Raw genomic sequence first — 18752 nt, 5'->3', positions numbered from 1 at the left:
TGATATTTTTAAACGAGCACTTGAGGAGCAAGTAATGGACTTACACGGAACGACCATTCTCGCCGTGAGGGGCGCGGACGGGGTGGCCATGGCCGGTGACGGGCAGGTGACCATGGGCCAGAGCGTGGCCCTGAAGCACAAGGCCCGCAAGGTTCGGAAGATTTACAAGGATCGGGTGATGGTCGGCTTTGCCGGGGCCACGGCGGACGCCATGACGTTGTTCGAGCGCTTCGAGGCCAAGCTGGAGGAATACGGCGGCAACTTGGTCCGGGCCAGCGTGGAAATGGCCAAGGAATGGCGGTTGGACAAGTATTTGCGGCGGCTGGAGGCCATGTTGCTGGTGGCCGACGATACGTCCATCCTGCTGCTCAGCGGCACCGGGGACGTAATCGAGCCCGACGACGGGGCCGCGGCCATCGGCTCTGGCGGAAGCTACGCCTTGGCCGCGGCCAGAGCCCTGGCCCGGAATACTTCCCTGGACTGCGAGGACATCGTGCGCAAGTCCATGGCCATTGCCGCGGAGCTGTGCGTGTTCACCAACGACCAATTGAGCCTGGAAATCTTGCGCAACGACGAGGCCAAAAAGGAGACGACCACCTGATGAGCTATTTGACCCCCCGTGAAATTGTATCGGAGCTGGACCGCTACATCATCGGCCAGAAGGACGCCAAGCGCATGGTGGCCATTGCCCTGCGCAACCGTTGGCGCAGGCAGCAGTTGGCCCCGGAACTGCGGGACGAGATCGCGCCCAAAAACATCATTATGATCGGCCCCACCGGCGTGGGCAAGACGGAGATCGCCCGGCGGCTGGCCAAGCTGGCCAGTGCGCCGTTCATCAAGGTGGAGGCGACGAAATACACGGAAGTCGGGTACGTGGGCCGGGACGTGGAGTCCATGATCCGGGACCTGATGGAGATCGGCGTGACCATGCTGCGCAAGGAGGAAAACGAGCGGGTCCGGGTCAAGGCCGAGAAGCTGGCCGAAGAACGATTGCTGGACCTGCTTTTGCCGGCCAAAAAGCCTCCGCAGCAGACCTCGCCCACCATTCCGCCCACCAATGCCCCGGCCCTGGAGAGCGACGGCGACGTCGGCCAGGATTCGACCCGGGAAAAGCTGCGCAAACTGTGGCGGGACGGCAAGCTGGACGAGCGGCTGGTGGAGCTGGAGGTCAAGGCTTCCTCGCCCCAGGTGGAGATCATGGCCATGCCCGGACTGGAGGACATGGAAATGCAGTTCCGGGACATGTTCAGCCGGGTTTTTCCCCAGCGCCGCAAGCAACGCCGGGTCAAGGTCAAGGATGCCTATGAACTGCTGATCCAGGAGGAGAGCGACAAGCTCATCGACATGGACAAGGTCATGGAAGCGGCCCGGGAGCGGGTCGAGCAGGGCGGAATCGTCTTTTTGGACGAGATCGACAAGGTCTGCAGCAGTCGGGAAGCGACCAAGGCCGACGTGTCTCGGGAAGGCGTGCAGCGGGACCTGCTGCCGGTGGTGGAAGGCAGTTCCGTGAACACCAAGTACGGGATGGTGCGCACGGATCACATCCTGTTCATCGCCGCCGGCGCGTTCCACATGTCCAAGCCCTCGGACCTGATTCCGGAACTGCAGGGCCGTTTTCCGCTGCGCGTGGAGCTGTCCGCTCTGACCAAGGAAGACTTCCTGCGCATTCTGACTGAACCGGAAAACGCCCTGACCAAACAGTACATGGCCCTGCTGGGGACCGAAGGCGTGACCCTGGAATTCGCCCCGGACTCCCTGGAAGAGGTGGCGGACTTCGCTCAAAAGATCAATGACGACACGGAGAACATCGGAGCACGCAGGCTGTATACGATCTTGGAAAAGATCCTTTCTGATCTCTCCTTCGAAGCCTCGGAACGCTCCGGCGACAAGGTGGTCGTGGACGGTGCCTATGTCCAGGACAAGCTTCAGGATATTCAGCAACGGCGGGATTTGTCGCGGTATATTCTGTAGCGCGAACGGTTTGTTGAACGGCTAACGGTTTTTTGAAGAGGTTTCTCCATGCAGCACGAAGTCACGAAAGCCAAAACCCTGCTTGAAGCGCTCCCGTATATCCGGGATTTTTACGGACAGACCGTGGTCATCAAGTACGGCGGGCACGCCATGAAGGACGAGCAGCTCAAGCGGGCGTTCGCTCTGAACATCGTCCTGCTGCGCTACATCGGGGTCAATCCGGTGATCGTGCATGGCGGCGGGCCGCAGATCGGCAAAATGTTGGATCAATTGGGCATCTGCTGCCAGTTTCGGGAAGGGCTGCGGGTCACGGACGAGGCCACCATGGACGTGGTGGAAATGGTCCTGGTGGGCAAGGTGAACAAGGAGATCGTCAACCTGCTCAATCAGCACGGCGGCAAGGCCGTGGGGCTCTCCGGCAAGGACGGGCGGATCATCAACGCCCAGAAAATGGAGATGGTCATCCCGCACAAGGACATGCCCCCGGAGATCATCGACCTGGGCAAGGTGGGCGAGGTAACGGACATCCGCACCGGCCTGATCCGCACCCTGGAAAAGGAAGGATTCATTCCGGTGATCGCCCCGGTGGGCGTGGACGACGACGGCGAGACCTACAACATCAACGCCGACGCCGTGGCCGGGGCCGTGGCCGCGGCACTGGAAGCCAAGCGGCTGATTCTGCTCACGGATGTTGCCGGGGTCCTGGACATCGAAGGCAACCTGATCTCGTCCATGAATCGCCACAAGGCCGTGGAGGCCCTGGAAAAGGGCGTACTGCGCGGCGGGATGATCCCCAAGGTCAAATGCTGCCTGGAAGCCGTGGAAGCCGGCGTGGAGAAGGCGCACATCATCGACGGACGCCTGGAGAACTCCATCCTTCTGGAGATGTTCACCAAGGGCGGGATCGGCACGGAAATTATTTTTTAAGTAAGCAGCGGAGACAACATGATATCACGTGAACAAGCTTGGGAACTGCTTTTCAGCAAGGGCCAGGAACAGCATATGCTGCATCATGCCTTGGAGACAGAGGCGGTGATGCGGGGGCTAGCCAGGCGGTTGGGTCGGGATGAGGAGGTCTGGGGGCTGTCTGGGCTGCTGCATGACCTGGATTTCCATGAAACCAAGGATCTGCCCGAGGAACACGGCTTGCGGGCGGCGACGTGGTTGGCCGAGGACCTGCCCGAGGAAGCCTTGACGGCCATTCGCGCCCATAACGGCGAGCGCAACGGAGTAGCGCCATCCACCACCTTCGACCATGCCCTGCGCTGCGCCGAGACGGTCACCGGCCTGGTTTCCGCCGCTGCCCTGATCCGCCCTACAAAACTTGAAGGGCTGGGAGCCAAGAGTCTGAAGAAGAAAATGAAGGACAAGGCCTTTGCCGCGGCGGTGAACCGGGAGATCATCCGGGAGTGCGAAACCATCGGCGTGGGATTGGACGACTTTCTCAACGACGCCGTGGCTTCCATCACCAGCATCGCCGATCAGGTCAACCTGAAGTGACCCTGAAATGACCTCGGTTTCCAAAGCCGTAGGCCCCTGCGCCATGCTCCTGGCCTTTCGCAGCCTGGAGGATGTTTACGTGCGCGGCAGGACCGTGCATTTCGTGGGCAACGGTCACCGGTTCTACGGCAACATCGAGTGCGAAAGCGTGTCCGACTTGCGGGTCGGTCCGCTTGTGCCATCGGGAGAATCGGCGCTGGGGAGCGACCAGGAATGGGGCTTCCAGCTTGACCTGACCCTGGACGAGGACATGGCCCGCTCCGGCCGGGAGCTGGTCTGCTTCCAGTTCGCGGACCGGGAGCAGGCGGCCATGGTTCATCAAGTCTTTATCGACGTCGCCGCGTCCCTGCATGACGAGGCTTCCTGATTTTCTCTCATCTCGCCATGGCTATCTGAGAACCGACCCGAGCATTCTGCCCGCCGTCTTCATTTGCTGTTTGACGGTGCTCCAGAACTCCTCTCCCTTCCTCGCCTCCAGGCAGCGCAAAAACCGCGCTTTCTCGCTTTCCTCTTGAAGCTCCAGAATCACCGAGGCCAAGGTGTCCTCCACGTTGTAGAGACGCCCTTGGGCCAGGCAGACCGGGATCGTCTGGTCTACGAGAACGTTCAGGTCCCGGGCCACGGCTTGCACCGCCCCGGCGATGGCCACGGCCTTGGGGGTTGAATCGGCGTTCAGATCGTAGGGAGGCTGCCATTCCTTGACCGGCCGGAGCTGATCGATGTGCGTGACCACGACCACCAGAGGGGGGAAGCGGCGGGATGGACGTTCGGCGTACCAGGCCCTGATCCGGTCCAGTTGCTCGCTTTCAGTTTGGCGGTCGGCCCGGTTTGCCGCTGTGACCCAAAGGATCAGGTCCGCGTCCAGCACGGCTTGGCGCAGGGCCTTGGAGGGCAGAAGATCGGTGTCGCATCCGGGAGCGTCCAGGATCAGGGCCGCGTCCCGCCCCTCTCGTTCCAGGCGATAGGCTTTCATGGCCTGGGTGGTTCCGGGCAATGCGTCGGTGACGATTTGCAGCCTGCCGAACAGGGCGTTGATCAGGCTGGATTTGCCCGCGTTGGCCCGGCCCAGGACCAGAATGCGGAGCGGTTCGGCGGTGGAGGAGACGTCTTGCTTTCCGGCATCGTTGAGGCCGCCCAGGTCGCTTCGGGTGGCGGAGGTAGGACGGGCCGTCGGGTCCTCGTCAACAAGCAGCAGTTTTCCGCTGTAGAGTTCAATGGCGTAGTACCCGACCTTGCGCACGTATTCGCGCAGCAGCCAGGCCTTGACGTTGTCCAGGCCGTATCCGGCGATGCTGTTTCCCAGGTTGCGCCGCACTTCATGAAACAGGGCCGAATACGGCGAAAGCACGGCCCGGCCCAAGCGATAGAGGGTTTCGTACTGCTTGGCGGTTTCCCGCCAACGGTTGATCCGGGCCAGCAGGCCCATGGTCAGCTTGTGACTGAAGGGGATGGTCCGGGTGATCTCCTGGCGCAGGTCCCGGGCAGCCCGTTCGGTGATCAGGAGGGCGTGGGGGATGGTCAGTTCCAGGAGCGGTTTGTCCGCTTCGGGATGATAATGGCGGGCCACCACCTCCAGGGCGTCCCGGCCCAGCAAGGCGATGCGCTGTACGTCCGCTGATGCCCAGTCCTTGGGCGAAGTCCGCCGGGCCAGATCCTCCACCTTGGCCCAGCAGGCCTCGTCTTGGCGGGACCAATGGGCGGCGGATCTGGTGGTGTGGGGTTCGGGTTCTTCTGGTTGCTCGGCTTGATCCGTCTTGGATCGGGAACGTTCGATCCAGGCTGCCAGCAGGTGCAGTCCGTAGCCGGAAACGGCGCAGACCCCCAACGCGGCCAGCCAGAAGGGGCGATGGTCGGACAGCCAGATCCAGGCCAGGCCGAGGGCCGGCAGGGCCAGCAGAGGAAGGGCCGCAAGGAGGACGGCCAGCAGCCGGAGCAGTCCGAAGCCGCGTAAGAGGGCGATCTTGCTGATCATGCTGATTATGGCCCTCCCTTCGTTTTGATGGTTTTGATCAGGTCCCGGCCCCGACGCAACGCCTCGTCAAAGACCCGACGGACGTCCTCGGCCCGCACGGACCGCCCTTGGGCCGCGTGGTCCAGGTAAAGCCGGGCCGCCTTGCCCAGGGCGAAGGTCAGGGCCGCGCCGGTGGCCGCGCCATAGGCGGCCCCTCCGGTCTGACCAAGAACCGGAATCAGCTTGATCGCGCTGCGCCCGGCCATGCGCAGCCCGTATCCGGCGGCAATGCCCGGGCCCAGCAGGGCCGAGAATTCGGCCACGCGCCGTTTGTCCCAGCGCACCCCGGCCAACTCGCCAAGCTTGTGCAGCATTTTCACCTGCAAGGCGGGCAGGGCCGCCAGATCCACCAGGGGCACGGCCCCCAGGGCCGCCGAGGCCATGGCGTAGCCGACGATCTGCTGATGGGCGGCGCGTGAAAAGGGGGAGGACTGGCCAGACTCATCTTGAAGCCGTTCTTTCAGGCTGTCTGAAGCCCGCTGGATCGCGACCCAAAGTGCGTCCAGACCGTAATCCGCGGGACGGATGTCGTCCTCGGGCAGGGTCAGGTCCACCGGGACCCAGATGGCCGGCCCGCTTCCGGCCAGAGAGCCGAGATGGTCGCGCTGGAAGAGCAGGGCTCTGGCCAAGTCCGGAGGAACCCGCGTCTCCCAGCCGGGTTCATCAAAAGGATAGGGCAGAACGTGCTCAAAGCCCGGGGGATAGACTTCGTGCAGGCAGGTCTGGGCCACGATCACCGGCCAGTCCGGTCGCCGACGGCGCACGGCCCGCAAGACGTCGAACACCGCGCCTTGCAGCCCGTCCGAAGCCTTGATCACGGCAATGATCAACTGGGCCTGGGATTCGCAAAACGCCAGGTCCTCGGCGGGATCGTAGTCCACCTCGCCCAGCCCCTGGGTGTCCAGGAAGCGGACCACCGGCGCATCGGCCGGGTGGTCGTAGAGCCGGGCGGTTCGGGTGCAGCTTTGAAAGCCGTTGCCGATCTCGGCGTCCGGGCTGCCGGTCAGGGAGCGGATGATGGAGGTTTTTCCGGACTGGGTCTTGCCCAGCAGCCAGACCACCGGCGGAGGCTGGGCCGCCCTGGCCCGGCGCAGGGCCTCGTCCAGCACGGCGTTGCCCGGGTCGCTTTCGGGGTTTTTGTCAGCGGCTGCCCCTTGGATCGTCCGGCGCAGTCCGGTCAGCAGGTCGGCGGCCTTCGATAGCTTGTTCAGCCCTTTCATCAGCCGTCCACGCCGCAGCGCACGCCTACGTCCGGGCTGTACAGGTTCTCGGCCATCCAGTCGGTGCGCCTGCCCACGGCCCGGACAAAACCGATGAATTTTCCTTGGTCAGCGGCCAGGGCTTCGGCGTCCGATGGAAAATGGGACTTGCCGGAAGCCTCCACGGCCAGTTCGAAGTCATGCCAGTGCCGCCACCCGTCCGGCAGCAGGTTCACCAGCACGTCGGCGACTCCTTGATTGCGGCTCCAGTGCTCCCGCCACCAGTCCGCGGTCTTGAAGCTCCAGCACTCGTCCTCCCAGAAGACCTTGCCGTTGGATTGCGGCCGGGCCAGGTGCTCCGGGACCTCGGTGAAGGCCTGGGTCAGGCCGGGGACGACCATGCCGATCCGTCCGCCGGGCTTCAGGAAGCGGGTCAGGTAGCCCAGGTAGAGCACGTCGGTGCCGAAATACTGGTAGGCGTCCACGGATACGACCAGGTCGAAGAAGGCCTCGGGAAAGGGCAGGGCGTGGGCCTCGGCCCGCAAGGGATACACCAGGGAGCCGACCCCGGCCGCCTCGGCCCGGACGCGGTTGAATTCCGGCGAAATCCACAGATCCGCGGCCCAGACCTGCACGCCGAACTCCCGGGCCAGGAAGACGCTGGTCATGGCCCGCCCGCACCCCAAATCGAGCACGCGCAGTCCTGGCCGCGGCGTCAAGCCCTCGGCCAGCCATTCCATCAGCCAGACGGCGTTGGGCCCCATCTGGTTGTCCAGCATCCAGTCCGGGTCGTATTTCGCGGAAAGGGGGAATTCGGGCTTGATCAGCGGATTGGTCATGAGCGTTTCCTGTTTTCAGCTTTTTTGGCCGACGAAAATCGTCAGCGGATAGGCACCGGCGTTGAGCAGATACTTGTCGTAGACTCCGTCGAGGATGTGGTGAGTGTCAAATCAAACCCAGCAGTATTCCAATCAATGTACTCAGAGTGTTTTGATTTCCTGCTGGCGAGGAATGGGGCTGCTCACCGGTATGCATCCTTCCTATCCCCGATGGTAACGACGAGAACCAGGAGTTGGGTATCGTGTATCTCGTAAATCACGCGGTAGGGACCGATGCGGATGCGCCAGGCTGGGCGGCTGGAGAGCTTCTTGCAACCCGAGGGCCGAGGGTTGAGGGCGAGACTCCGTATTGCGTCGATGATGCGCTGTTGGTGAATTCGGTCGATTTTCGCGAGTTGCTTCTGAGCAATGCGCAATATTTCGATCGAGTAATTCACGAGTCATAGCCCTGTTGGATTTCGTGTACGGCTTCCTCGAAAGGCAGCCGATCGGCAGCATGCTGCTGGGCGGCATCGTACGCCCGGATGTCATCAAGCTCTTCCAGCTCACTGACAATCTGTTCCCATTCCGCCAAAGGCAGTAGAACCGCCTTGCGGTTTTGCTGTGCGTCGACAACGTATTCTGGATGTACGGTCACCATGGTCGCACCTCGAGTAGAGTATTCTTGGGAATATGCTTTGAAATCATTTTCCTCCGCCCTTTACCTCCCTGCGCCGGGCGTGGAGGATCGGCTCCGTGTAGCCGCTCGGTTGTTCGAGGCCCAGGAGGATCAGGTCTCGGGCGGCCTGGAAGGCGATGCTTTGGTCGTGGTTTGGTCCCATGGGCTGGTAGAGCGGGTCGTTGGCGTTTTGGCGGTCCACCACATCGGCCATGCGGCGCAGGACGGCCAGGACCTGGTCCCGGGTGCAGATGCCGTGGCGGAGCCAGTTGGCCATGTGCTGGCTGGAGATGCGCAGGGTGGCCCGGTCTTCCATCAGACCCACGTCCGAGATGTCCGGCACCTTGGAGCAGCCCACGCCCTGGTTCACCCAGCGGACCACGTAGCCCAGGATGGACTGGGCGTTGTTGGCCAGTTCCTCTTCGATTTCCTCGGGGCTGGGGCGCTTGTCGCCCAGCAGGGGCAGTCGGAGCAGGTCGTCCAGGGTGGCTCGTGGCTTGCCCATGAGTTCGCGCTGCCGGGCGAAGACGTCCACCTGGTGGTAGTGCATGGCATGCAGGGTGGCTGCGGTGGGGGAGGGGACCCAGGCGCAGTTGGCGCCGGACAGGGGATGGCCGATCTTGGCCTCGACCATTTCCTTCATCTTGTCCGGCTTGGCCCACATGCCCTTGCCGATCTGGGCCTTGCCGCTCAGGCCCGCGGCCAGCCCCACGTCCACGTTCCAGTCCTCGTAGGCGGTCATCCACGGCTCGGAGCGCATGTCGTTCTTGCGGACCATGGGCCCGGCCTCCATGCTGGTGTGGATTTCATCCCCGGTGCGGTCCAGGAATCCGGTGTTGATGAAGATGACCCGCTCCCGGGCGGCCCGGATGCACTCCTTGAGGTTCAGGGTGGTCCGACGTTCCTCGTCCATGATCCCGATCTTCAGGGCGTTGCGGGTCAGACCCAGGTCCAGGCCCAGGGCGTCCTCGATGGCGGCGAACAGGTCCCGGGTGAACCGGACCTCCTCGGGACCGTGCTGCTTGGGTTTGACGATGTATACGCTGCCGCGGCGGCTGTTGCGGTACGGATTGCCGCCGGAAGCTCGGAGATCGTGCAGGGAAACCAGGGCCGTGGTCAGGCCGTCCAGAATGCCTTCGTATATTTCCCGGCCCTGATCGTCCAGGACGATGTCCGTGGTCATCAGCAGGCCCACGTTGCGGACCAGCATCAGGCTGCGTCCGGGCAGGCGGAGTTCGGTTCCGTCGGGGGCCGTGAACCTCCGGTCTTCATGCATCCGGCGTTCCACGAAACGGTCGCCCTTGGAAAATTTGGCGGTCAGGTCGCCCTTGAGCAGGCCCAGCAGGTTGCGAAAGGCCCCGATCTTGTCCTCGGCGTCCACCACGGCCACGGAGTCCTCGAAATCCAGAATGGTGGTCAGGGCCGCTTCCAGAACCACGTCGCAGACTCCGGCCTTGTTTTCCCGTCCGATGTGGTGGGTGCGGTCGATGCGCAGTTCCAGGTGCAGGCCGTGGTTGCGCAGGATGACGGCCTTTGGTTCGTCGTCCTGGTTCACGGGGCCGAAAAAGCCGACGAACTGTTCCGGGCGGATCAGCCCCTGCCTGGAGCCGTCATCCAGGAGGGCGACCAGGGTCCGCCTCTCCGGCGCGGAGGGGCTTGGGGCGACCATGTAGCGGACCACGTCGGCGTGGCGGCCGGCGGCCAGCGGGACGGCCCGGTCCAGAAACGCGGCGGCCTCGGCCATGACCCTGGCTCCGCGTACCGGATTATAGGCCGCCCCTTTTTCCGTGTCCTGGTCCTCGTCGACCACGTCCGTGCCGTACAGGGCGTCGTACAGGCTGCCCCAGCGGGCGTTGACCGCGTTGACCGCGTACCGGGCGTTGGTCACCGGAACCACGAGCTGCGGCCCGGCAATAGCGGCGATTTCCGGGTCCACGTTTTCGGTGGTGATCTGGAAATCCGGGCCCTCAAAGACACTTTCGGAAGCACTCTCGGGCAAGAGATAGCCGATATTCAGAAGAAACTGCTTGTAAGCCGCGGCGTCGTGGGGTTGTCCGGCCCGGTCGCGGTGCCATTGGTCGATGGCCGCTTGCAGTTCGTCGCGCTTTCGCAGCAGCGCGGCGTTGCGCGGGCCGAACTCCCGGACGATCTCCTCCAGGGCGCTCCAGAAGCGCTCCGGCTCCACCCCGGTTCCTGGCGCGGCCTCCTGAACGATGAAGTCGTAAAACGGCTTGGCGATCCGCAACGTTCCTGCTTGAACATAATTCATGGTCGTCCTCCCTTGGAGTGATATCTTGGTTTGCGCGGCGTCCGCGGCGTTTATATCTCCGTTAGACGAACGTTCAATAATCCCTTTTCCAGAACAATCCCAGCCCGCCTCCCTTGGGGCCGATGGTGCTTTCCAGGTTGATCCGGGGGCTGAGTTCCACGTCCACGGAGGCTGTTTCCTCGCCGGTTCTCAGGTCGCTGTCCAGGCGCAGGTAGACGCGGTCGTGGATGTATTTTCCGGCGCGCAGGCTCATGTCGCCGTCCTGGCCGGAAATCAGGTCCAGGTCGTCGAGCTGGAGCAGGTCGCGGGCCGTGCCCATCAGGTTCAGGCCGGAGCCGTGGCCGGCCAGTTCCCGGGCCGCCAAAGCCAGCTGGGCGGCCTGGGTGGGGGAGATGCGGGACAGGGACCGGCCGAAGAGCATCTGGGACAGGATTTCATCCTGGGGCAGAGGCGGATCGGAGGTCAATGTCGGGGGGGGAATGTCCGGAGGGACCCCGCTGATGCGCACGGTGAAGGTTTTCTCCCCGTCCGGATCGCGCCGGGTCTGGGAGGCCGTCAGGTTGATGAACGGCAGCGGCGGCTGTCCGCCGGTGAACTGGATCACGCTTTCCGGATCCACGGCGAATCGTCTGCCCAGCAGGTCCAGACGTCCGCGCAACGGCCTGATTTCCCCGCGGATATCGGGTTCGGCCGCGGTGCCGGTGATCCGCAGGTTGCCGCCCCATTCCGAATCCAGACCCCGACCGCGCACGAACACCCGGGCCGGGAACCGCGCTTCAATGTTCAGAGCCAGAGGCGGGGCGGAGGGCGTTGGAGCGAGCTGTTCCGGGGACGCGGCTCGTGGGGAGTTGATCTCCACCACGGGCAGTTCCGCCACCTGGGGGCCGCCCACTTCCTTGAGGAAGATTTCCATCCGATCCAGGACCACCAAGCCGGAGACTTCCTGGGCCGACATGGTGCCGGAAACGTCCAGATCTACATTGGCCAGCCTGGCTTGCACCATCGGGCTGTCCAGAACGCGCATGTCGTCCAGAAGGATTGAGAAGTGAAAGGGATAACTTCGGTCCGGGTCCAGGTCAGCGCCTCCGTGGATCTGAAGACGGCCCTGTCCGCCGTCCGTGGCGGTGAGGGAAACCAGGTTGAACCGTTGGTCCGTGACCTGGGCCTGGGCCTCAATGTCCTGGAGCAGGACGCCTTGGAGCAGGTGCTGGTAGCCTCCCTGGCGGATCAGGATCGTTCCCGCGGGGCGCGGGGCGTCCAGGGTCCCGTCGAGTTGAAAATCCAGCTCCAGGATTCCGGTCAGCAGTTGGCTGTCCGTGAGCACGATTTCTCCCAGCCAGCCCAGGTCCAAATCGCCTCGTACGGAGGCGCTCAGCGGAGCGTCGTGGGGCAGGACAACACCCGCGGGGTCCAGCCCGAGGGTCATCAGCGTCCGCCCCTGGGCCTGGAGCAAGGGGGTGGTCGCGTCGGTTTCGCGCAGGACGGCCATCAGGGCGACGGTTGTCCCGTCCAGAGCCGCGTCGGCTTGGATATCCAGGGTCGGAACGTTCTCCAGGCCGCTGCCCGTTGGTTGCAGGTTCTCGCCGAGCACGGTCAGGTCGCCGCGCAGGGCGGACTTGGGACCGTGGAGCACCGCCCCGGCGGTGACCGTGCCCAGGATCTCCGGAGTGAACAACGACAACGGCAGACTCTCGATTCCCAGGCGCAGGTCGGCGTCGTCCGCTCCGATCCGGGCGTCGGCGCGGACGACGGCCTGGCCGAAATCCAGGTGCAGGGGCGAAATGGTCTGTTCGTGTTCTCCCAGGGTGATGCGTACGGGCGCGGTCAGCAGCAGGGGCTGGCCGGCCCAGTCCCCGGTAAGATCGCGCAGTTCCACGGAGTGGCTTCCGTCCTGGTCGGCGTAGGCGGCCTCGAGTTGGAGCGTGAAGGGGTGCAGGGCGTTTCCCCGGGCCTCGGCGTTCAGGACCAGGTCCGCGAGTGATCCGGTGATGGCCGCGTCCAGGGTGCTGACCTGGGTTTCGCCGCTTTGAAAATCCCTGGCCGCCACGTCCAGATGCAGATTCGGCGCGCCCTGGGCGCTCCAGGCGTCCTGAATCCGGCCGGTCAGGCTCAGTCCGGGCAGGGTGCCGAAATCCGCTTGGAACTGGTCCAGGGTCACGTTGAGCCTGCCGTTCTGGATGTTTCGGACCTGCTCGTTCGCAACGCTGTCCGACTGGAGTTCCACGTCCAGGTCCAGAGCGCCGTGCATGGTCTGCCCGGCCAGGGCGCTTAAGGGCGCGATATCCCGGATGCGACCCTGGAGCCGGGCCGTGACCAGATGACTGTCCAGGTCCACGACGCCTTGGCCGTGCAGCGCGCCTTCGGGCACGATCAGCTCCAGTTCCGAGAGGCGAAGCAGGGCGTCGTCCAGGGCGAAGGCCGTTTCCAGGAGCAAGGGGGCTTGCAGGGGCGAGGCGGACAGGGTCAGCTCGCCGTGCGGGGCCGAGGGCAGGGAGCGAATGGTCGCGAGCAGTTGAAGCGGAAAGGCGTCCATGTCGGCCACGCGCAGATCGTCGCTGCGCAGGTCGAGATCCAGGGCCAGATTTTGGCTGACGTCGCCCCGGGCCTGGGCTTGCAGCACGGCCGCTCCGGCCAGGCCCAACTCAGGGTTGGGCGCGGCCAGGGAAAGGTCTGGAAGGGACAGGGTGGCCTGGGCGGACAGCTCGCCGCTGGCCAGGATGAAATCAGCCGTCGCGTTCATGTCCAGGCCGGGCGATTGCAAGCGCAGGGTCTGGGCCTGGATGCTTCCCGGTCCGGCCGTTGCGGCGTCTTCGGGAGGCAGAAGTCGAACCTGGGCCAGCAGCCTGGGGGCCGCGCCCAGCAGATCGGGTAGTGGATCGGGCAGGCCTGCGAGTTGAGTCAGGCCCGCGTCCAGGTTCACGTCCAGATTCATGGGGTGGACCGTGCCCTGGGCCGTGATTTTCAGATCGGCCTCGCCGCCGACGTCTTCCAGGCCATGCGGGGCCAGCCAGGGTTGGATCGGGCTGGGGCGCAGTTCCAGAAGGGCGTCCAGTTGGTTGGTTTCCAGGCCGTATCCGGCAACGGCGTGGATGTCCACGCCGTTGCCGAGCAGGTTCAGGGACGTCATGTCCAGGAAATTGTCCGTCAGGCGATAGGCCGCGGCGAAGTTCGCGGTCAGTTCCGGAGGCAGGGCCGTGTCCGGAACGTGCAGCCCCTGGGCTTCCAGAGTGCCCACGACGGAGATGATCCGGTCGGTCGCCCTTGTCGTCTCCCCTGGCTCGCCTGTCTCGCTTGTCGCGCTGAACCGGATCGCGGCGTCCAGGTCCAGCCCGCCGACCCGAACCGGGTCCGCGAAAACATCAGTCAGGTGCAGGGCGAGCTGGATGTCCGGGCCGGTCAAGGGGCCGGAAACGTCGCCGCGCAGACCGATGCGCGGTCCCAAGTCCACTCCGGCCAGCTCGGCCAGGGGGGCCGCATCCAGCACGTCCAGACGCAGTCCGCCGGTCAGGGTGGACAGGCCCAGATCCAGGTCCGCATGCGCGTTCAGGTCCAGCAGGGCGTTATGCAGGGCGAATCCGGCCAGATGCACGACGTCGGGCTTGGGCATGGACGCCTGGATTTGGAAGATCGTGGGAGGCAGCAAGCCCAGGGCGGGATCGGGAAACAAGGAGGAAGCGACGGCGAACTCTCCGTGCCAGGTCAGGCTGGGGTGATCCGGCCAAGCCAAGCCTAGTTCGCTGCGCAGGGAAATCAATTCTCCGGCCTGGAACGAAAACGATCCGTCCCAGGCCAGGGGCGGCCCGTCGCCGTCCAGGAGCAGTTCCAGGGGCGTGCCCTGGGGCAGGCCGAGCAGGGGAGCCAGGGCGCCGTTCGGGTCGGTGAAGGCCAGGCGCAGATCCAGAAGGTCGGTCTCCGGGTCAAACCCGGCCCTCAGGTTGAGCAGGCTTGCTTCACCGACCCCACCGGCAGGGCCGGCCAGGGAGTCCAGGCTGAGGTTGACCCGAACTCCCTGCTCCCCGGCGTCCAGGTCGCCATACAGGCGGAGGACGATCCGTTCCCCGGCCACGGCTTCGGCCAGAATGATTTCGCGGATGTCCAGGTTGTCCAGGGCCGCCCGCGGAAAAGCCGTGGGCGGTTCAAAATCCAGGAGCGCTTCCCAGGATTCCGGCTTGGCGGGCTCTGGGTCCGGCTTGGGATCGTCACCGGCGGGAACACGCAGCAGCTCGACCCGGTCCGCGCTCAGCTCCTGAATCCGGATGCGAGCCGCAAGCAGATCCCGGCCGGACCACCGCAGAGCGATCTCGTCGATCTCCAGCCATACCCCCTCGTCATCAGCCAGGCGCAGTTCGGCAAGCCGAAGGTCGAAGGGAAACCGGCCATGCAGCCCGGATAATTCGACTCGCTGCCCGCCCACGTCGGCCAGGCTGGAGTTGAGCAGGTTTTCCAGGCGTTGGAGGCCGAAATCGGTGCGGAGCAGGATGACGATCATCAGAACAAACGTGATCAACAGTCCCACCGGGGCGAGGAACAGATAGAGCCACCACCGACGTGGGCTCTTTTTCCTGGGATGTCGCGCTGAGGAGGCGTTTGGTTCGGTCATGCGTCGTTTTCGTCCTTGGGTTGGTGCTCAATACGCCTGCCCAATACTCACATAGACCTGAAATGCGCTGTCTTTGTCCCGGCGGTTCAGCGGGAAGGCCAGGTCCAGGCGGATGGGGCCGAAGTCCAGGTGGTAGCGCAGCCCCAGGCCCGCGCCCCAGAGGAAATCGTCCTGGAATTGCAGTTCGGATTCGCTGAACACCTGTCCCCCATCCAGAAAGGCCACCAGTCCGATATTGTTCTCCAGCCGCAGCCGCAGTTCAGTACCCACTTCCACCATGCTCTTGCCGCCGACGACCTTGCCGTCCACCTCCGGCCCGATGGATTGATAGGCGTAGCCGCGGACCGAACCGCCACCTCCGGCGTAGAAGCGTTGATCCGGGGGCAGGTTCATGTTGGCTTCACCCGTGATCGACCCCAGGGCCCCTCGTCCGGCCAGGACCAGGCGGTCTTCGGCCAGGATGGGCAGATAGGCGCTCAGTGAGCCGGAGAGCTTGAAAAAGGTCGTGTTCCACTCCAGCGTGTCCAAAAACGGTTCAGCCCGGAGCTGTATCCGCCAGCCTCTGGTCGGGTTGAGCACGTGGTCGCGCATGTCCCAGGTTAGTTCGCCTGGGGTGGAGATCAGGCCGTAGGTCTCGGTTTCTCCAAGCTGGGTGACTTCCGAATACCGGAAATTCGTTCCGAGGCCCACGGACCAAAAGCGATCCAGTCGGCGGTTGATCATGGCCCCGGCCGCGATTTCCTTCTTTTCCAGGGCGTCGGTTGTTTCCTGGCCGATATTCCCCTGGATGGTCAGGGATTGCGACGGATCGGAAAATTCCGGTACCTTGAACTCGCCTTCGAGCATTTGCCTTTTTTCGGCTAGATGGAGCCTGGTGCGGAGTTGTTCGCCGCTGCCGAGGATGTTGCGGTGTTCCCACTCCAGGGCCGTGCCCAGTCCCGTATCGGTTTCATACCCCACGCCGGCCTTGACGGTCCGAGGAACGCGCTCCACCACGGAAATGGTGACGGGCAGCTCGTTGTTCCTTGATGCCTCGGGGATCGATCCCGGATGGGAGACGTCCACCATGGTGAACAGGCCTGTCTGCATCAGGGTGGCGCGCAGCCCGTGTAGTTGGGAAGAGCGGAACGTCTGGTTCTCGGACCAGGGAACCTTGTCCAGGATGTAGCGCGGAGAGACCCGTTCCTCGCCCTCCACGTTCACCGTCCCGAACTTGGCCGAAGGACCGGGGTTGAAGGTGTAGGTTACGGTAAGGGTTCGGGATTCGTGGTCCACCCGGGCTTCCCGGAGCGCGACCCAGGGAAAGGGGTGGCCGTTTTCGCGGAGGAATTCGCGGAACATGTCCGTGCCTCCGCGGATTTCGGGCGCCCTGGCCCGGCTGCCAAGGGTAAGGCCCGCGGTGGTCGGGCCGGGAGGAGGAAAGCCGAATCCGTTCTCGGAGTCCGGGCCGTGGAAATGTACGGCCTCCAGCAGGTAGGCCGGCCCGGGCTGAACATGAAAGACAATCCGGGGCGGGGAGGCTTGCGGATCGACATGGGCCTCTACATGTCCGTCGTAGTAGCCTTCGGAGCGCAGGGCGCGAAGCAGGTTGGGGATGTCGGCCCGGGCCCGGCGCTGGAACATCTGGTCCGTGGCCGGTATGCGCTCGCGCAGGGCGTGGGATTCGGACACCGAGCGCAGGACGTCCCGGAGGGCGGGGTCCAGTTCGCCTTCGAAGACCACTTGATACGCATCCGTGCCGAACAACGTCTGGTGCAAGGCGTCCGGGACAAGATCCCGCAGATTGTCGAACTGGGCCTGGGCCGGACTGATCGTGACGACCAGGCCGGCCAGGACCAGGGCGAAAACGAGAAATCGCGACAATCGACGACTATGACCGAGCGGTGCGCAGGGCCTCAAAGCCGTCTCCCTGATGCACGGTGAGTTGCGTGAAGGGGATGATCCAGCCACGTTCGTTGCAGACCCGGACGCAGGACTGCTGGATGATCCGGCCCACGGCCCAGTAGGACCCGGCCGCCTTGCCGTTCATCATCACGTAAATCAGGTAGTCCAGGGACGAGGCTCCGGCTTCCTTGAAGTCCACCAGCACGGATTCGAGGCCGTCATTGAACGAGGCTTTCAGGGCGTCCTTCACCGCGGCCTCGAAAATCTCCGGCACTTCCTCCAGGCAGATGGCCTGATGCTGATAGTCGATGCCGAAGGTCACGGCGAAGCCGAAGCCGTCGCGGGTCAGGTTGCGCGGCGAGGCTCCTAGGAAAGAACTCGTGGAAAAGGTGCGCACGGACCCGACGTGCTTGATCTGAACCACCTCCGGCGTCTGGAGCAGTACCTGACCGAAAGTGCCGTCGGAAAGCATCACGTATTCGTCCTTGCGTGTCGGGAACCAGGGTTCCTCCGGGTCGTCCGGGCGGGATATTTGGTTGGCCAGATCGCCCAGGGGCACGCGCAGCACGCCGCCCTGCAGCTCCGGATTGTACAACGTCGAGTACATGTTCAGGTTTTTGACCTCCCAGGGAATTCCGTTCAGGAAAATCCGCTCCCCTTCCCGGACCGGCCCCATGTCCAGCAGCATCCGGACCTCGGTCATGAACTTGGGCAGATAGGTTCTGGAACCGACCGCGACCAGGACGAGAATGATCATGGCCAAGCCCAGGAGCAGCCAGTCTCCGGAAACGTAGAGCACCAGAAGCAGGGCGCACAGGGCGAGGATGATGCTGAGCGCCTGATAGCCCACCGTAATCAGTTTGGCGTGGGGCTTGCGTTTCAGGACGACCTCGCTGTCCTCTTTGCGGCGGACGATCTTGGGCATGGTCTGGAGCAGGAACCAGACCCCGGCGGTGACCACGACCGCCATGATCAGGATCAGGCCGCGGCCCTGGACAAAGGACAGCATGCCCTGGTGGAGCATGTCCCAGAAGGTTCTTTGCTCCTCCCGCAGTTCCTGAAGCTGGAGCTGTTGCAGGTTGATTTCCAGCTCCAGGTCCGACTTGCGCTGCAGCCAGGATTTTTCCAGAGCCTGCAAACGAGTGAGCAACTCTTCGTCCTGAACTCCGGCGATGACGTTGGCGATGTTGGCCAGGGCTCGATTGGCCACGTTCACTCTGGCCTGATCCTGGGCTATTTCGCGGTTGATCCGTTCGATGTTGCGCGGCGTTTCCGTGAACTGCTTGAGTTGGTCGAGGAAAGGCTCAATGACCTCGAAAAGTTGTTGTTGCCAGTCAAAGGGTTGCTCCGGTTGGTCGCGGAAGATGGAACTGTCCACGCCACCGGTGGCCACGGACTCGAAGGTGGTCCTGGAGGCCTGGATCAAACGCTCCAGCTCTTCGATTTCCGCTTCCATCTCGGCGCGTTCCGAGGCGGTCTGGGCTTCGGTCATGTGGCGGCGCAGATCGTCCAGATGTCTGCGGCGATCCTGGATGGACTGGGCGATATTGGCCAGTTGGGATCGAACGGCGTCCAGCCGTTCTTCCAGGTTCTGAGTCGAGCCCGGGGGGGGCGTCGCTGGAAGGCCGGGCGTTGGAGCGGGCTCTTGCTGGGCGAACGAGACGCCTGGTGCAGCGCAGACAAAGGTCAAGGCGAATAGCAGGGCCAGAGCCGAGGCCAAGAGTGGTCGGAAAAGTAAAAAATGTGCGGTGAAGGCGCGCATGCATCTCTCCAGGACATTTTCGCCGGAGCGGCGTGAAGCCGTTCCGGTGTCAGTTATGT

Annotated in this window: 14 protein-coding genes; 5 read left to right on the top strand and 9 right to left on the bottom strand. The window is 63.9% G+C overall.

The window, feature by feature from the left end:
- Positions 1-34 precede the first annotated feature (34 nt).
- From hslV to GY33_RS0102615, 5 genes are read left to right on the top strand one after another with little or no spacing between them, the layout of a single operon-like run.
- On the top strand, positions 35-601 hold the full coding sequence (gene hslV, locus GY33_RS0102635) for an ATP-dependent protease subunit HslV (RefSeq protein WP_031385845.1): 567 nt from the start codon (positions 35-37) through the stop codon (positions 599-601).
- Positions 601-1971, top strand: a complete 1371-nt coding sequence (gene hslU / locus GY33_RS0102630; protein ID WP_031385844.1) for an ATP-dependent protease ATPase subunit HslU — start codon at positions 601-603, stop codon at positions 1969-1971. The genes hslV and hslU overlap by 1 nt, the downstream gene beginning before the upstream one ends.
- A gap of 48 nt (positions 1972-2019) precedes the next feature.
- Positions 2020-2898, top strand: coding sequence for an acetylglutamate kinase (argB, locus tag GY33_RS0102625; protein ID WP_031385843.1), 879 nt, complete (start codon positions 2020-2022; stop codon positions 2896-2898).
- An 18-nt stretch (positions 2899-2916) separates the two neighbouring features.
- Positions 2917-3471, top strand: coding sequence for an HDIG domain-containing metalloprotein (locus GY33_RS0102620; RefSeq protein WP_031385842.1), 555 nt, complete (start codon positions 2917-2919; stop codon positions 3469-3471).
- 7 nt (positions 3472-3478) lie between these two features.
- A complete protein-coding gene (locus GY33_RS0102615) occupies positions 3479-3838 on the top strand; it encodes a hypothetical protein (RefSeq protein WP_031385841.1) in 360 nt (119 codons plus the stop codon).
- Between the two features lie 21 nt (positions 3839-3859).
- On the opposite strand, the gene GY33_RS0102610 is transcribed toward GY33_RS0102615, so the two are convergent.
- The 9 genes from GY33_RS0102610 to GY33_RS0102570 all read right to left on the bottom strand — a co-directional run bounded on the left by GY33_RS0102610 (position 3860) and on the right by GY33_RS0102570 (position 18693).
- Positions 3860-5443: a GTPase family protein gene (locus tag GY33_RS0102610; protein ID WP_051822219.1), complete on the bottom strand. Its 1584-nt coding sequence runs from the start codon at positions 5441-5443 to the stop codon at positions 3860-3862.
- Positions 5444-5448: 5 nt separating this feature from the next.
- The gene (locus GY33_RS0102605; protein ID WP_152555037.1) at positions 5449-6702 is read right to left on the bottom strand and encodes a YcjF family protein; all 1254 of its coding nucleotides are present in this window, start codon (positions 6700-6702) and stop codon (positions 5449-5451) included.
- Entirely contained in the window at positions 6702-7520 is an 819-nt protein-coding gene (locus GY33_RS0102600; RefSeq protein WP_084184737.1) for an SAM-dependent methyltransferase, read from the bottom strand. Before GY33_RS0102600 ends, GY33_RS0102605 begins: the two co-directional genes overlap by 1 nt.
- A gap of 182 nt (positions 7521-7702) precedes the next feature.
- Positions 7703-7957 carry a type II toxin-antitoxin system RelE family toxin gene (locus GY33_RS21915; protein ID WP_031385837.1) on the bottom strand — a complete coding sequence of 85 codons (255 nt, stop codon included), beginning with the start codon at positions 7955-7957 and terminating at the stop codon, positions 7703-7705.
- A complete protein-coding gene (locus GY33_RS0102590) occupies positions 7954-8160 on the bottom strand; it encodes a hypothetical protein (RefSeq protein ID WP_031385836.1) in 207 nt (68 codons plus the stop codon). The genes GY33_RS21915 and GY33_RS0102590 overlap by 4 nt, the downstream gene beginning before the upstream one ends.
- Positions 8161-8203: 43 nt before the next feature.
- Positions 8204-10447: a malate synthase G gene (locus GY33_RS0102585; RefSeq protein ID WP_031385835.1), complete on the bottom strand. Its 2244-nt coding sequence runs from the start codon at positions 10445-10447 to the stop codon at positions 8204-8206.
- Between the two features lie 73 nt (positions 10448-10520).
- Complete coding sequence (locus GY33_RS0102580; protein ID WP_031385834.1) at positions 10521-15047, bottom strand: translocation/assembly module TamB domain-containing protein; 4527 nt, start codon at positions 15045-15047, stop codon at positions 10521-10523.
- 27 nt (positions 15048-15074) lie between these two features.
- Positions 15075-16910 carry an autotransporter assembly complex protein TamA gene (locus GY33_RS0102575; RefSeq protein ID WP_051822218.1) on the bottom strand — a complete coding sequence of 612 codons (1836 nt, stop codon included), beginning with the start codon at positions 16908-16910 and terminating at the stop codon, positions 15075-15077.
- 7 nt (positions 16911-16917) lie between these two features.
- Positions 16918-18693 carry a hypothetical protein gene (locus tag GY33_RS0102570; protein WP_031385832.1) on the bottom strand — a complete coding sequence of 592 codons (1776 nt, stop codon included), beginning with the start codon at positions 18691-18693 and terminating at the stop codon, positions 16918-16920.
- Positions 18694-18752: the final 59 nt, after the last annotated feature.

Origin of the sequence: Desulfonatronum thiodismutans, from assembly GCF_000717475.1 — a bacterium.
Lineage (GTDB): Bacteria > Desulfobacterota > Desulfovibrionia > Desulfovibrionales > Desulfonatronaceae > Desulfonatronum > Desulfonatronum thiodismutans.
Note: the sequence above shows the minus strand (reverse complement) of the source record. Positions and strands in the feature narration are given on the sequence as shown.